This window comes from Rhodococcus sp. AQ5-07 (assembly GCF_009707305.1).
Classification (GTDB): Bacteria; Actinomycetota; Actinomycetes; order Mycobacteriales; family Mycobacteriaceae; genus Rhodococcus_F; species Rhodococcus_F erythropolis.
Window position 1 is genome coordinate 5,638,643 of the sequence record NZ_CP046099.1, and the last position, 14,786, is coordinate 5,653,428.

Genomic DNA, 14,786 nt, shown 5'->3' on the forward strand with positions numbered 1-14,786 from the left:
CGCCGCATGTAGACGGGATTTCGAGTCATCGGAGACGTCCAAACGCGACGTCTCCGAGCGGCTGACAGCTCGGTCGCCGTCGTATCCGAAAGATTCTAGTTTACAGCAGATCTCGCTGTCGCTGTCGCGACGTTCTCCTGTCGTCGAGGCGGCCGCTGTATTCCCTACAACATCTTGGCTCCCGGTGTCGCTGTAATGCAAATACTTTCGGCGTGGCCGAAGGAAAACTACATCACCAAGAGAAAACTCGACATCCATTCCGTGAAGGGTCCTGTCGCCAAACCTCTAAATGAGATGGGGAACAATGTATTACAGCAGTGGAAACTACGAAGCGTTCGCGCGGCCACGCAAGCCTGACGGGGTGGACGGCAAGACTGCATGGTTCGTCGGTTCGGGGCTTGCATCGCTTGCCGGTGCGGCATTCATGATCCGCGACGGCCAGATGGCAGGAAACAACATCACCGTCCTGGAGCGGTTGAAATTGCCCGGCGGTGCACTCGACGGAATCAAGGAACCGGAGAAGGGCTTCGTCATTCGCGGTGGCCGCGAGATGGAAGATCACTTCGAATGTCTCTGGGACCTGTTCCGCTCTGTCCCCTCGATCGAGGTCGAAGACGCCAGCGTGCTCGACGAATTCTACTGGCTCAACAAAGACGACCCGAACTATTCGCTGCAGCGCGTCACCGAACGTCAGGGTGAGGACGCGCACACAGACTTCAAGTTCAATCTGAACTCGAAGGCGCAGAAGGACATCATGAAGGTCTTTCTCACTCCGCGTAGCGAACTCGAGAACAAGCGCATCAACGAGGTGTTCGGCAAGGAATTCCTCGCAAGCAATTTCTGGCTGTACTGGCGCACAATGTTCGCGTTCGAGGAATGGCACAGTGCTCTCGAAATCAAGCTGTACCTGCATCGATTCATCCATCACATCAAAGGCCTGCCGGACCTGAGTACCCTCAAGTTCACCAAATACAACCAGTACGAGTCTCTCGTGCTGCCGCTGTACACGTGGCTGCTCGATCAGGGAGTGAATTTTCGGTTCGATACCGAAGTCACCGACATTGACTTCGATATCACGGGTGAAGTCAAGCGGGCCAAACGCATTCACTGGAAATCCGAGGGTGTTTTGGGTGGGGTCGACCTCGATGACGGCGACCTGGTGTTGACTACCATCGGCTCGCTCACCGAGAACTCGAACAACGGAGACCATCACACGCCGGCGAAACTCGACGAGGGCCCCGCTCCAGCGTGGGATTTGTGGCGTCGTATAGCAACAAAAGACCCCGCATTCGGACGACCAGACGTCTTCGGTGGGCACGTCGCAGAAACCAAGTGGGAATCAGCGACAGTGACCACGTTGGATGCCCGAATCCCAGAATACATCGAAAAGATATGCAAGCGTGACCCATTCAGTGGACGAGTAGTCACCGGCGGCATCGTGACAGCACGAGATTCGAAGTGGTTGATGAGCTGGACCGTAAACCGGCAACCGCACTTCAAACAACAACCCAAGGATCAGATCGTCGTCTGGGTCTACTCACTATTCGTCGACGTCCCCGGTGACTACGTCGACAAGCCGATGCAGGAATGCACCGGCGAGGAAATCACCCAAGAGTGGCTCTATCACATGGGCGTTCCAGTCGAGGACATCCCGGAACTCGCGGCCAATGCGGCGAAGACCGTTCCAGTGATGATGCCCTATGTCACTTCCTTTTTCATGCCCCGTCAGGCCGGTGACCGGCCTGCGGTTGTACCGGATGGTGCCGTCAACTTCGCCTTCCTCGGCCAGTTCGCGGAAACAACACGCGACTGCATCTTCACGACGGAGTACTCGGTCCGCACCGGGATGGAGGCCGCGTACAGCCTGCTCGGGATCGAACGCGGAGTGCCGGAAGTTTTCGGCTCCACCTACGACATCCGCAAACTTCTCCAAGCAACCTACTTCCTCAATGACAAGAAGGAGGAGAGCGTGCCGTTGCCGAAGCTACTTCGCCGCAGACTGGACAAGAAGCTCGACGAGAACGAGATCGGACAGCTGCTGCACCAATACCACATTCTCCCCCGAGAATGACGCTGGTTTCTGAATGTCTCTGTCAATGAGGGCTTCTGAGAGAAAATGCCCGTTCGGCTGTGGTCGAAGGGGCGTCTCGTAGCTGAATCTCGGTCTGGACCTCGGGGCTGAACATCGGGCAATTATGAAGTTCTCGAAGAACTACGGAAGGCAAAATCAATGTGTACCAGGGTGATGTGGCCTGATGCGGCCGGATCTGTTCTTGTCGGACGAAATATGGATTACCATCGGGACACCGGTACGAACCTGTGGTCGCTTCCGCGTGGGATCAAACGCGACGACGGCGTAGGCGGTTCTCTGAGTTGGACTGCCGAATACGGCAGTGTCGTGGCCGGCGCTTTCGACATGATGTCGGTCGACGGTATGAACGAAGCGGGATTAGCAGGTCATGTTCTGTGGCTAGCGGAATCGGATTACGGTACTCACGATACGTCGAGACCGGCTCTGAGCATGGCGGTCTGGCTGCAGTACTTCCTGGACAACTTCTCCACCGTTGCCGATGCCGCCGCGTGGATCAGCGACGTCGACGTTCAGGTTGTCCCACTGGGCGATCCGGCGACCGGCGAAGTGCCTGCAGTTCATCTCGCGTTGGACGATGCGACCGGTGATTCGGCGATCATCGAATACCTGGATGGCAAGGCCACCGTCTGGCACAGCCGCGAACACCTAGTGATGACCAATTCCCCGGCCTACGACAAGCAGATCGAACTTCTCAAAGAGGTCGACGGCTTCGGGGGCGCCAATCCTCTGCCCGGCACCACACTCGCAGCCGACCGGTTCGCCCGCGCCGCATACTACGTAGGCCGACTGCCTCAACCTAAGAGTGAAGTCGAGGCTGTCGCGGGAATGTTCAGTGTGATCCGCAATGCGGCGCAACCTTTCCGCATCCCCGACCCGGACAAACCCTATGCATCGCAGACGATCTGGCAGACGGTGGCAGACTTGACCAACAAGCGGTACGTCTTCGACTCGACCACGCGACCTAATGTCGTCTGGGTGGATCTGGACAAGTTGAACTTCAATGAAGGTGCGCCTGCGGGCAAACTCGATCTGATGGGCGATACATCCCTCGAAGGAGGGCTTGCCGGCAACGTCTCTCGCCGATTCGAGAAGACAGCCGCGATGAAATTCCTGACCCTGCCGACCTGATCGAAGCCAGCAGTTCGCAGGGAGGGGGGCCACCCAGTCAGGTGGCCGCCCTCGGCGTCGCTGCTCGTGACCGATATGCCACCGTCGAGACAACTCCGATCCTCCTAGGGGCGCATCATGGATACCGCGGACCCGTTGCCTTCCTCTCCCGTTACAAAAGCGCTTACGAGTGACGCCCACCCGAGGGTGAGTTGGCTACCGCTGGTACTAGTGTGTTTCACAGGGTTGGTATCTGTGTTCAACGTGACGGCGCTGCCGATGGCGATCAGCGGCATCGTCGACGGCCTGGACACCACCATCTCGAACGTGCAATTGGCGATCGTCGCTTACGGGGTATTCGTCGCAGCCTTCACGATCACGGGCGGCAAGATCAGCGGCGTGCTCGGTGCCAAGAATGCTCAGCTGCTCGGGCTGGGCATCTATGCGTTCGGTATGCTGTGTTGCTTTCTGGCACAGAATATTTCAATGCTGATTGCCGGCGAGGCGATCGCTGGACTCGGGGGCGCGCTTCTCGTGCCCAACGCGTTGGCGATTCTGGGGCAGGCGTATTCCGGTCCACAACGAACCGTTGCGGTATCGGTCCTGGCGGGTACGACCGGTATCGGTGCCGCGTTTGCTTTGTTGGTTGGTGGTCTGCTCGTCCAAGCCTGGGGATGGAGGGCGCCCTTCGCGCTCTTGCTCGCCATCACGGCAGGAACAATCGTCATCGCATCACGTGTGGCCCTTATCCGGATTCCATTCCGTGGGTCCGTCGACAAGACGAGTATCGCGCTGTCTGCCGTCGGGGTGCTGTTGTTGGTCGCCGCCATCAATCAGATCGGATCATGGGGGCTCGTTCTCGCCGCCGAGTCCGCACCGGTGAGTGTGCTCGGACTCTCGCCTGTGCTCGCATTGCTGGTGATCGGCGGCCTCGTCCTGCACACGTTCGCCGCCCGCCAGCACTTGTTGCTCCGGGGAGAAAGAACACCGCTACTCGAACCTTCGGTGTTCGAGTCTGGTCTCAACCGAGCGTGTTTGAGTGGGTTGGTTGCGATAAACCTGTTGATGGCCGGTGTGAGCTACCTGCTACCGCTGTACACCCAGATGGTATTGGGCAAGAGCCCTCTGGGCACGGCAATGATACTGATACCTATCTCTTTGGCCGCACTCGTCTCCGCGGCTGCAACACCTGCACTGATGCGACTGCTTGCGTGCCGATGGCTCCTGACAGGGGCGCATGTACTGGCCGCCGCGTCGGCGATTCTGTTGGCACTGACCATCTCGAACCAATGGTCCGGTGCATGGACATTGATCAGCGAAGTGTGCTTGGGTCTCGGCATCGGAGTCGGATTGAGTGCGGGCAGTGCGCTTCTCATGGAGACCAACCCTCCTGCTATCGCGGGTGAGATCGGCAGCGCTCGAGGAATGGCGAACTTTCTCGGCCTGTGCACCGGCACCGCCGTTGCCGGGGCGGTCCTGATGTCCGTGCTCGCGCAGTCTGCCTCGGTCCGTATCACGAACAGCCCAGATCTACTGTCCAGCGGCAGTATCGAGGTAACGGCCAGTTCGGTCAGTTTCGTCGCCAACGATGACCTCCGCGCCAGTCTCACTGGGCTGGAACTGACCTCGGCGCAACTCGATCAGGCGGTGGAGATCAACGTCGAATCCAGGCTGATTGCGCTGCGGGCGAGCCTCTCTGTGCTCGGGTTAGCGGCGCTCCTCCCGATCGTGACGTTCCGCCACCTGCCGACTCGCCGCCAGGAAGCGGACTGATGCGACTTCGGCCGCCTGCGGCGCCATGCCGGTGGAGAGCGACTGCGCGTCACGATCTTGAATAGTTTTGTAGAGCAATAGACGTAACGCGGAGTAGTGCATCCCGACCTGCGGCAGGATGCACTCAACTTCTCGACGTCTGCATCGTCGGCGTGTAGTGGGCGTTCCAGCCGGGTGGTTCCTGCGGAGGTGGTGGAGATGAAGCGATGGTGCCCTAGCCAGCCGTCCGGCTACTTCGTTAGTACGGTCGCGAGTGCAGCGCTCAGATACGGAGTGATGTTCTCGACGACCCGCGTCACGATCGCAGTGGCAACGTCGGCGGGTTGCAGTGGCACCGACGGCGTCTGCGGCAGTGCCGGGGGAGCAGGCGGAGCGGGCTCGGACATCATCGGCGTATAGGTGTTGTGCTTCGTGAAGTAGCCGAAGACCGAATCCACGAACACCTCGGGCGCATCACGCGGCTTGGGCATGTTGCAGATGCCGTCACCCTCGATGCAGACTTCCTGCACTGCGATGTCTCCGAATCCGCCGCGTGCTCCGGACATCGTCGCTCCCGGAACGACATTGGGTACTACGGTTTCGATGCCCCCGGCCGAGTTGCGAGGGTCGGCGTAGAGGACGCCTTCGACTTGCGACTGCGGAATGGATCCGTCGCGTGCGATGTCACCGAGAACGTCGCCGGCAATACGCGCTCCCTGTGAGTATCCGGTGACGACGATCTCGCTGCCCGGGCACTGAGCGTGGAAAGCGTTGACTTCAGTGCGAAGCGTCTGGGCGCCGGCGGCAACGCTCTGGTCGTACGTCTGATCGCCGAGCGGCCAGAAGCTGGCGGGGTAGGTCACCGGCTTGGAGGCGTAACCCTGGGCCACGTAGCGGTCGGTGACGGGTTGCGTCGTTTGTCCCGTCGGATCCCACGTTCCGCCGACCGCGAATACCGCACCGGCAGGGCACGACCCACTGTCATTCGGGTCCGCTCCGGCAGGCACCGACATCACAAGAGTCACCCCCGCTGTGACTGCAACCGTGCATGCCACTGACATCGCGTATTTCCTCATCGGGCCTGTCCCCATCTATCTACGTTCTCGTTCACTGGCGAGACAACCCGCGGTCCGACGCGTTTCGTTCGGTACTGAAGAGAATGGTGATGGGGCGATAAGTCCTGGAGGTAATCCGTGCGTAAACAGGAAGTTGCCGACCGACGCTGTTTGCTACCAGCGTGTGTGGCGCGTCACGGCGTCGGGACCTGCGGTGGGTGATCCGGTTCGAGGAGGGTTCCGATCGCCTTGCCCATCGGCACGGCGTTGTTGAGGTCCGCGTTGGTTGTCGGCCCGAGTGTCGCGTAGACGACGATCGTCGTCTTCGAGTCGGGGTAATAGAGCGCAAGCCCGTTGTAGCCGCCGTACGACGGGTTCATCACAAGCCAACCGTCGAGGTGCCCGGTCCCGAAGGAAAAGAACTTGTCCGCCGTCATACTTCCCAAGCCCGCAGTCGTCGGCGCCATCTGCTGCTCGAAAGCCTTGTCGGAGAGCAACTCTCCCGTTCCGAGCGCGCGCACCCACTTTCCGACGTCGGCGACAGGCGCGTTCATGTTTCCGCTGTGCAGGAAAGCCGTCGGATTCCAGAAAGTGGAGTCTTCGAATACTCCGCGTTCATTGGTGTAGCCGTGCAGGATCGGCTCGTCCATCTGCGACGTGAGCACAACGCCGCTGTGATCCATCCCGAGCGGATCGAAGACGCGTTGCTGAAGTAGTTCGCCCAGCGGCTTTCCGGTCGCCTTCTCCATGACGTCGCCGAGCAGCGTCAGGTCGCTGTGCGCATACGCCCAACCGGTGCCGGGTTCGAACAGCGGTGGGCGGGAGTTGGCAAGATTCAGGATCTCCTGAGCAGTCCAGCCCTTCATCGGGTTGTCCGTGAAGAGTTTCAGGAACTGCGGATCGGTCACGTAGTCGGAGATACCCGACGTGCTGTTGGCCAGCATTCGCGGAGTGATCGTATCTGCGCGCGGAAAGTTCGGTTCCCACTCCGCGATCGGTTGATCGAGTGGCAGCGTGCCCTCTTCGTCGAGTTGCAGCAGGACGGTCGAGAGCATCGGCTCCATCGGCTGGCCGACGCGCAACTGCATGTCGGTTGTCGCCGGAACTCCGACAGGGGACTCTCCGACGGCGCCGAGAGCAACTTCGTCGTCGCCTCGCCACACCCCGAACACAGCGGCACTGAGGCCCAAGTCGGCCACCTGACGGCGGACGATATCCGCGATCTCGGTGGATTCCCGACTGCTCGAGGTGCTGGGAGAGGCGCTGCCCGTGTTTGTGGCGGAATCCTCGTCGGAACTGCACGCAGCGGTTGCGACCGCAACAGCCAAGGCGATCGACAGAGCAACTAGCCGCACCCGAGTGCGGTGGTGGGAGGAATTCACGCCTGCGATCCCTTCGACGTGGAAATCGAGCAACCGACGCCTAGCAATGTCCCAATTGGCCGAATTTACCGCAGGTGGAAGAAGGGGGGATCAGATCGACCGTATAGGCGCAACTGCTATTTCCAGCGCAGCCCTCATTCGGGTGCCGCGTCCGGTTCCTCCCGCAGGTCCTGCGCTTGCTGAAGCTCGGCGTTGATGCGACGGGCTTCGGTGAGTTGGTCTTCGAGGATGATGATGCGGCAAGCCGCGTCGAGCGCCGTGCCGTTGGCTACGAGTTCGTGCGCGCGGGCCGCGATGCGCAGCTGGTACCGGGAGTAGCGGCGATGTCCGCCCTCAGAGCGTTGTGGGGTAAGCAGTTTCGCGGCATCGAGGCTACGAAGGAAAGCTTGCCTGACACCGAGGATCTCGGCCGCATGTCCCATGCTGTACGCAGGATAGTTCTCGTCGTCGAATCTGCCGGAGGGGTCCCCCGGTGGTGTATCTGCCGGAATGGCTCGCTTCTTTCGCTGAACGGACGGGGCCCCCGGCGCGAGGTGCGCCGGGGGCCGGATGGGGTTGAACTTACTTACATAACTGCATTCTTTCGAACTTCCGGACTCGCACAAAACATCCGGTAGCCGCTTTGAAGGGGGGTGCCGGGTCCGACTACACACTCACACACGAATTCGGCCCCGGCACATCCCTGCCCTGCGGTACTGCTTGCGGGTAGTTCATCTCTCCCGCATCTCTTGACTCGTTCCTTGCTACGAGAAAAAAGATACAACAGCCTTGCAAGAATGTCTACCCTGACTGCTGTAGATATTTTGTTGCGAACTTTCTAGGTATCGATGTTCAGGAACGGCCTGGTCACCGGGGGTGAGAGCGCTCCATGTGAGTCATGGGAGATGAATCTGGGACAATGCTCCGATGCGAAATACCCCGAAGTCCGAGTCGTTGTTGCGCGCCCGCGCGGAGAGGGAAGAGCGCACCGGCTCCTCCGAGCATCCCGCTGGTGGCGCGTCGAACCCCGGAGAGGACTCGTCGTCGTCCGAGCCGGGGGCGCGCAGCGACAGCGCCACGATTCGGTCGGCTCGGTCCGAGCTCTCAACTCATGCCAGGGCCGTGGAAAGTATGCACGAGGCGATCCATCCTGATCGCGATTGATTCAGTTACCTGGTCGGGATGCGGGGGACTCCTTCATCCCGCTCACTGCAACGCACGACGGCCGCCGCACTCCCGAAAGTAGGGGAGTGGCGACGACCGTCGAGTTGTCAGAGTGTGCGCTCAGTACTTGAACCTCAAGGCAGCAACTGGTCCAGGAAGGTGTTGCTGAAGACCTTGTGCGGATCCAACGCGTTGTAGGCGGCGTTGGCGGTGTCCCAGTTGTCGCTCGATGGAACGCCGTCGCGGTAGGTCTGGGGGAGGCCCTGATTGATGATCGGGGTGTCGGTGTACGGCTTGTCTGGGCCGAACGCCCAGCCCTTGGACCACTCGGGGCGGAAGGTGGCGTCGTTGTTGTTGTAGTGATTACGCATCCACTGTTCCATTTCGCGGTAGAACGCGAACATGCCGGGGGTTCCGGGGACGCCGAGGACGTTGAGCCAGATGGCGGTGTCCCATTCCGGATGGTCGGGGCGCGGGCGCATGGCCGAGATGGTGGGGGCGCCTGCCGAGTCGACCTCGACGTCCGAGGGTTGATCGAGGCCGCAGCAACGGATTTCGACGGGGCCGTTGAGGGGGAACTGTCCGATAGAGCGGTAGTACTCCATGCGACCGTTGAACCACTGGGTGAAGTCGTGGATGACCTGGCCGATGTTGGCGCGCGAGGTGATGACGGCTCCGCCGCCCTCGGTCAGACGAAGGGTGGTGGCCCGGATGTAGAACTGGACGTCCTTGGACCATCCCCACAGGTCGTTGGAGAAGGTCGCGGCGAGTCCGGCAACGGTGGTGGCGTACATGATCTGCCCGAATGCCGGTGCGATGCCCGGGTTTCCGGCGTTGATCTGCCCGATCATGTCGGTGACCGGCTCCGGGAGGTTGTCGGAGAAGATGTAGTTGTAGGGCCCGGTCACCTCACGCGAGAACGGCGGCTTGGTGGGGGCAAGTGACCACACCTTCATCCACGGGCGTTCGGTGAAGGGGTACCAGATTGCTTCTGCGCGACCGTTTTCGCGGACGAACTTCTCGAAGGTGCGTCCGGACGCTCCGCGGGCACCGAAGAGTTCCTGCCAACCGATGTCGGTGTGGCTGACGCAGCGCATGCGGTAGTTGGGAGCGGCCTGCAAGGTCACGGAGGTGAGGAAGGTGCGTCCGAGGTGAGTCAGCAGCGGCTTGATCGCTGCATCGCTACGCGCGTACGTCTCGAGCGCGTACTCGCTGCCGTTCCAGACCACTGCGGTCAGGGAGGTGACGAGGTTGGAGAGTGAGCCGAAAGTCTGTCCGGGAACGTGTGCTTCGCCTTCGGCGGGGAGCGCTGCACCGTGAGCGTCGACGGCGAGGCAGCCGGCGATGGTCAACACACCGGGCGCCGGCAGGTTCGCGAACCCGAGGCCCTGTGCCTGCAGTGCGGTGGTGATGGCGTCGAGGGTCGCGCCGGGTCCTGCGGTGACGGTGGCCGGGCTGCCACCGGCGTTGACGGAGACGCCGGTGAGGTGGACCGTGGTGTCGGCGAGGATGACCTTGTCGACCGGCGCACCGTTGACGATGGTCAGCGGCGTCCAGCCGTGCATGGCACCGCGGGGACGAATGGTGTAGCCGTTGGCATGGCCCCAGTTGGCGAGGCGGACTACGTCTTCGGGCGTCTTGGGTGAACAGGTCCAGATCGCGTCGAGCATGATCTCTTTGGACCAGTTCTGATATGCCTGCTGGTACAGCGCGATGCCTTCGGGGAAGGCAGGCGGCGGTGTGAGGGTGGAGACAGGACCACCCGCGGAGCCGGAGGAGCCGGCGGGGACGGCGTAGGCCGGCGTCCAGCCGGCGAATGCGGTCGCTGCCACGGCGCCGGCTCCAGCGGCCATGAAACCTCGTCGGGACAGTCGGAACTTTTCGTCTTGTGCCGTCATCTTCGGGCTACTCCATCGGGTTCGAGAACTACGGTGAGTTCTAACAGGTGGGTATCAGACAGGTTGGTATCAGACAAGAGTGAGAACTACGTCAGCCAGGGCAGGAGCTTCGCGCTCCAGTACGGAAGCTGAGATCAGGAGTCGCCCATTGTCTTTCCAGATCTGGATACTCAAGTTCTCGCCGGGAAATACGACCCCGGCAAAGCGGGCCCGAAATCCGGCTACCCGACTGCTGTCGCCGTCGAGCATGGTATCCACTGCGGTCTTGCAGACCATTCCGTAAGTACACAGTCCATGCAGGATAGGCGCTGGAAAGCCTGCCGCGGAGGCGAATTGCGGATCCGAGTGCAACGGATTCCGATCACCACACATCCGGTACAGCAAAGCCTGCTGTGGGAGCACAGGCGTCACCACTGTCTCATCTGCTTCGCGATCCGGAAGCGTAATCGACTCCGACGGACCACGTTCACCCCCGAAACCACCCTCGCCGCGGGCGAAAATGGACGAGCGAGCTGTCCACAGCGGGTTGCCTTCGGCGTCGACCGTGACGGATTCCTGCACGATCACCGCGGCCTTGCCCTTGTCCCAGACCTCGGCGATTCGAGTTGTGGTGCGGCCACTTCCACTTGCCGGGATCGGCTGATGGACAGTGACTTCCTGGCTCCCGTGGACTACCTTCGCCAGATCGATTTCGACGCCGGGGAACGAGACCTTCGGCACTTCGGTGGCGTGGAAGTTGACGGCGACGGTGGCAAAGGTGGGTAGTACCTGAGGCTTTTCGTCGTCGAGGTATCGAAGCTCGTTCGGATCGAGCGGACGAGCACCTGCCCCTAGCGCCAAGTGGTAGTGCTGCACGTCCGACGGGGTCCATGAGAACTCTTGTGGCGCAAGCTCGGCGCCGAGTGCGATCTTCGGATCAATTGGCATGGTCGACCGCCGTCTTTTCAGCTGCCGGTGCCTCGGTGCTCTCAGCCTTCTTCGCACGCTCGACGATGTCGAGTACGGCCAGGTAACCGAAAGTCATTGCGGGACCGATGGTCGCGCCTGGTCCGGCGTAGGTGTGGCCCATGACCGGAGCGCTCGCGTTGCCAGCGGCGTAGAGACCGTCGATGACGCTTCCGTCTTCGCGTAGTGCTCGGCCGTTGACGTCGGTGCAGATACCACCCTTGGTGCCGAGGTCACCCGGAACCATCTTGATGGCGTAGAACGGAGCCTTGCTGATTTCGGCGAGGCTGGGGTTCTTCAGTCGGGGATCGCCGTAGTACGCGTCGTAACCACTGTCACCGCGTCCGAAGTCCTCGTCCTTGCCGTTGCGTGCGAAGCCGTTGAACCGGTCGACGGTTTCGGTCAGCGATGCGACGGGAAGCCCTGTCTTCTCGGCCAATTCGGCGATGGTTCCCGCCTTGACCACGATGCCGGCCTTGAGCCAGCGGCCGGGGAAGGGGGAGCGGGGAGTGATACCGGCAAACGTGTAGCGGTTGCGGTAGCGCTGATCGAGAATCATCCACGTCGGGATGTTCTCGCCGGCGCCTTCGCCCTGACCGTACTCACCGCCGTACATCGCATGGGTTGCCTCGACGTACGGAGCAGCCTCGTTGCCGAAGCGCTTGCCCGACATGTTGACCATCATGCAGCCCGGGAGGGTGCGCTCGGAGAGAGCGAACCACGGTCCGCCGGTCAGCGGAATGGACGGGCCCCACCAGGCGTCGTCCATGAAATCGACTGCAGCGCCCACTTCTTGGCCTGCGCGGATACCGTCGCCGGTGTTTGCCTTCGCGCCGACGGTCCATTCGGTGCCGATGGGTGCGCGCTGGTACTTCTCACGCATTTCCTTGTTGTGCTCGAATCCGCCGGAACCCAACACAACTCCGTGGCGAGCGCGGATGACCTGCTCTTCGCCGTCGACGATGACGTTGACGCCGCGAACTGCGCCGTCTTCGGTGTACAGGGATGTCAGGGGGGTGTTCAGCAGGATGGGTACTCCGGCGGACTGAAGTCCGAGTCGAATACCGGCGACCAGTGCCTGGCCGCGAACCAGCAGATCCTTCTTTGTGGCCTTGGCTGCGAGGAATCGCATGCCGACCTTCATGGCGCGCAGGGGTCCGCGAGGATTGCGCATCAGCAGGTTGAGCCACTTGTAGTCGGCCTGGGTGATGACGAAGTTCTTGGGGGCCTTGACGTAGTCGGGCTCGAGGTTCTTGCGGTCGGCGCCCAACTTGTTGCCGTCGAACGGGGTGGGCTCGACACTGCGGCCACCGAGGCGTCCGCCGGGAGCTTCCGGGTAGTAGTCGGAGTAGCCGGGCACCCACTGCAGTTCGAGAGGGCTGTTCTTCAACACGAACGAGAGCATCTCGGGACCGCGCTCGAGATAGGTGTCGATGCGTTCGGGAGCGACGACGTCGCCGATGATGCTGTGCAGGTAGGAACGTGCGGCCTCCGGGGTATCGGTGACACCGTCCGCTTGAAGTGCCTCGTTGTTGGGGATCCAGACCCCACCACCGGAACGGGCGGTCGATCCGCCGTAGTGGGCGGCTTTCTCCACGATGACCACACTCAAGCCCTGGTGGGCTGCGGTCAAGGCCGCTGTCATACCTGCGGCACCACTGCCGACGACGACGATGTCGTATTCCTGCTTGCTCATGTAGAACACGTTATAGAATGATGGGGGTGTCAGTCCATGCTTTCTGCCAGGAAGTATTTCCGGACGTTGTCATTGATAACGAAACACGTTGCAGTGAGATTGAGGATGGTGCGGTGTGACCTGGGATACTTCGGTTGACGTCCTTGTGGTCGGGTTCGGTGTGGCGGGCGCCAGCGCGGCGCTCGAAGCGGTAGCGGCCGGTTCGTCGGTTTTGGCGATCGACCGAGCGCTCGGCGGTGGGGCCAGCACGATTTCCGGAGGAATCTACTACGCCGGCGGCGGCACCGTGATTCAAAAGGAAGCCGGTGTCGATGACAGTCCCGAAGCCATGCTCGCCTACCTGAACCGCGAGGTCGGTGACGCGGTGACGCCGCAGACTCTGCGCCGGTTCGTCGACGAGAGCCCGGCGTCGATCGACTGGCTGCGCAGTCACGGCGTGCCGTTCGAAGCCTCACTCTGTCCGTACAAGACGTCGTACCCGAGCAACAAGCACTACCTCTACTTCTCGGGCAGCGAATCTGCCGGCGGGTTCCGTGACATCGCAAAACCTGCACCGCGCGGCCATCGCGCCAAGGGGCGTGGCACGTCGGGAAAGATGCTCTACGGCCCGCTCGCGAAGTCCGCGGAGGCCAAGGGCGTCCAGTTGCTCGGCCAGACGAGAGCGGACCGGCTGATCATCGAGGACGGCCGGGTGATCGGCGTCGAAGTACTGACGCTTCGTGACGCACCTGCCGGAGTTCGTCGCCGTCACGCGACGCTCGGGTCCCTGTCCTCCAAGCCCGGCGTCTACGCGCCGCAGTTGCGCACGATTCTCGACGCACTCATCGCGAAGATCGAGAAGAAGCACGCCAAGCGGATTCGCATCCAGGCACGCGGCGGCGTGATCCTCAGCGCCGGCGGCTTCGTGTCCAATCGCGAGATGATGCGCACCCATGCCCCCGCCTACAAGGGCGGTATCCCGCTCGGCACCTCCGGGGACGACGGCAAAGGCATCAACCTCGGTATCGAAGCCGGGGGAGCCACCGACAAGCTCGGCAATGTTTCCGCCTGGCGATTCATCGTCCCGCCGAGTGCTTTTCTCGGTTCCATTTTGGTGGGTGAATCCGGTGCGCGAATCGTCGACGAGTCACGTTACGGTGCCGCTCTCGGTCAGGCGATGGCAGAGAAGAGCAACGGAATCGGTTGGCTGCTGGCAGATTCCGAACTCGTTCGCGAAGCGAAATCGCAGATCAGTGACCAGTCGATGTGGTTCCAGCGGGTACAGACCACCGGCATGATGCGTACCGCAGTGCGTGGCAACACCATTGCCGAGGTCGCCCGTAAAGCGGGGATAGACGTCGCCGGCCTTCAAGCCACCGTCGACGCGCACAACTCCGCTGCCGCTGCCGGACAACCTGATCCGATGGGCAAACCGTCGGACTTCGTCAGGCCGATACTGTCTGCGCCGTTCACGATGTACGACGTCTCGATCAAGCCCAACATGATGAATCCGTGCCCGATGCTCACGCTCGGTGGATTGGTGGTCGACGAATCGTCCGGCATGGTGAAAAACGAGGCCGGGGAGGGTATCCCTGGCCTGTATGCCGCCGGCCGTACCGCCGTCGGTATCTGTTCCAACTCGTATGTGAGCGGCTTGTCGCTCGCCGACTGCGTGTTCTCCGGACGACGAGCCGGTCAGCATGCAGCCGCATTCTCCACAGTCGGAAAGGCCTGAAC

11 protein-coding genes are annotated in these 14,786 nt (G+C 61.6%); 5 read left to right on the forward strand and 6 right to left on the reverse strand.

The genetic code is table 11. The annotated features are described in order from the left end of the window. Positions 1–304 precede the first annotated feature (304 nt). The 3 genes from GJB56_RS26245 (at position 305) to GJB56_RS26255 (ending at position 4,972) form a co-directional block, all read left to right on the forward strand. On the forward strand, positions 305–2,071 hold the full coding sequence (locus GJB56_RS26245) for an oleate hydratase (protein WP_029537529.1): 1,767 nt from the start codon (positions 305–307) through the stop codon (positions 2,069–2,071). Between the two features lie 159 nt (positions 2,072–2,230). Beyond that, positions 2,231–3,220, forward strand: coding sequence for a linear amide C-N hydrolase (locus GJB56_RS26250; protein WP_021332382.1), 990 nt, complete (start codon positions 2,231–2,233; stop codon positions 3,218–3,220). Positions 3,221–3,454: 234 nt separating this feature from the next. Beyond that, positions 3,455–4,972, forward strand: coding sequence for an MFS transporter (locus GJB56_RS26255; RefSeq protein WP_019746885.1), 1,518 nt, complete (start codon positions 3,455–3,457; stop codon positions 4,970–4,972). Positions 4,973–5,202: 230 nt separating this feature from the next. Here GJB56_RS26255 and GJB56_RS26260 read toward each other — a convergent pair whose 3' ends face one another. The 3 genes from GJB56_RS26260 to GJB56_RS26270 form a co-directional block, all read right to left on the reverse strand. Then, positions 5,203–6,012, reverse strand: a complete 810-nt coding sequence (locus tag GJB56_RS26260; protein ID WP_020968420.1) for a PE-PPE domain-containing protein — start codon at positions 6,010–6,012, stop codon at positions 5,203–5,205. Positions 6,013–6,200: 188 nt separating this feature from the next. Further along, entirely contained in the window at positions 6,201–7,421 is a 1,221-nt protein-coding gene (locus tag GJB56_RS26265; protein ID WP_113682114.1) for a serine hydrolase domain-containing protein, read from the reverse strand. Between the two features lie 101 nt (positions 7,422–7,522). Continuing rightward, on the reverse strand, positions 7,523–7,810 hold the full coding sequence (locus tag GJB56_RS26270; protein WP_003945791.1) for a MerR family transcriptional regulator: 288 nt from the start codon (positions 7,808–7,810) through the stop codon (positions 7,523–7,525). Positions 7,811–8,294: 484 nt separating this feature from the next. Here GJB56_RS26270 and GJB56_RS26275 point away from each other — a divergent pair, with 484 nt between their 5' ends. Further along, positions 8,295–8,531, forward strand: a complete 237-nt coding sequence (locus GJB56_RS26275; protein WP_125461407.1) for a hypothetical protein — start codon at positions 8,295–8,297, stop codon at positions 8,529–8,531. A gap of 134 nt (positions 8,532–8,665) precedes the next feature. Here the strand turns inward: GJB56_RS26275 and GJB56_RS26280 are convergent, their stop codons facing one another. The 3 genes from GJB56_RS26280 to kstD all read right to left on the reverse strand — a co-directional run bounded on the left by GJB56_RS26280 (position 8,666) and on the right by kstD (position 13,070). Further along, positions 8,666–10,429, reverse strand: coding sequence for a cholesterol oxidase substrate-binding domain-containing protein (locus tag GJB56_RS26280; protein ID WP_113682115.1), 1,764 nt, complete (start codon positions 10,427–10,429; stop codon positions 8,666–8,668). Positions 10,430–10,498: 69 nt separating this feature from the next. Next, a complete protein-coding gene (locus GJB56_RS26285; RefSeq protein WP_113682116.1) occupies positions 10,499–11,356 on the reverse strand; it encodes a MaoC/PaaZ C-terminal domain-containing protein in 858 nt (285 codons plus the stop codon). Beyond that, positions 11,346–13,070, reverse strand: coding sequence for a 3-oxosteroid 1-dehydrogenase (gene kstD, locus GJB56_RS26290; RefSeq protein WP_173362659.1), 1,725 nt, complete (start codon positions 13,068–13,070; stop codon positions 11,346–11,348). The genes GJB56_RS26285 and kstD overlap by 11 nt, the downstream gene beginning before the upstream one ends. A gap of 115 nt (positions 13,071–13,185) precedes the next feature. On the opposite strand from kstD, the gene GJB56_RS26295 reads away from it, so the two are divergent. Then, positions 13,186–14,784 carry an FAD-binding protein gene (locus GJB56_RS26295; RefSeq protein ID WP_020968423.1) on the forward strand — a complete coding sequence of 533 codons (1,599 nt, stop codon included), beginning with the start codon at positions 13,186–13,188 and terminating at the stop codon, positions 14,782–14,784. Positions 14,785–14,786: the final 2 nt, after the last annotated feature.

Bases quoted from the DNA above. Each gene is read 5' to 3' on its own strand.
- GJB56_RS26285 (WP_113682116.1), bottom strand. From the start codon at position 11,356: ATGCCAATTGATCCGAAGATCGCACTCGGCGCCGAGCTTGCGCCACAA.
- GJB56_RS26245 (WP_029537529.1), top strand. From the start codon at position 305: ATGTATTACAGCAGTGGAAACTACGAAGCGTTCGCGCGGCCACGCAAG.
- GJB56_RS26275 (WP_125461407.1), top strand. From the start codon at position 8,295: ATGCGAAATACCCCGAAGTCCGAGTCGTTGTTGCGCGCCCGCGCGGAG.
- kstD (WP_173362659.1), bottom strand. From the start codon at position 13,070: ATGAGCAAGCAGGAATACGACATCGTCGTCGTCGGCAGTGGTGCCGCA.
- GJB56_RS26260 (WP_020968420.1), bottom strand. From the start codon at position 6,012: ATGTCAGTGGCATGCACGGTTGCAGTCACAGCGGGGGTGACTCTTGTG.
- GJB56_RS26270 (WP_003945791.1), bottom strand. From the start codon at position 7,810: ATGGGACATGCGGCCGAGATCCTCGGTGTCAGGCAAGCTTTCCTTCGT.
- GJB56_RS26280 (WP_113682115.1), bottom strand. From the start codon at position 10,429: ATGACGGCACAAGACGAAAAGTTCCGACTGTCCCGACGAGGTTTCATG.
- GJB56_RS26250 (WP_021332382.1), top strand. From the start codon at position 2,231: ATGTGTACCAGGGTGATGTGGCCTGATGCGGCCGGATCTGTTCTTGTC.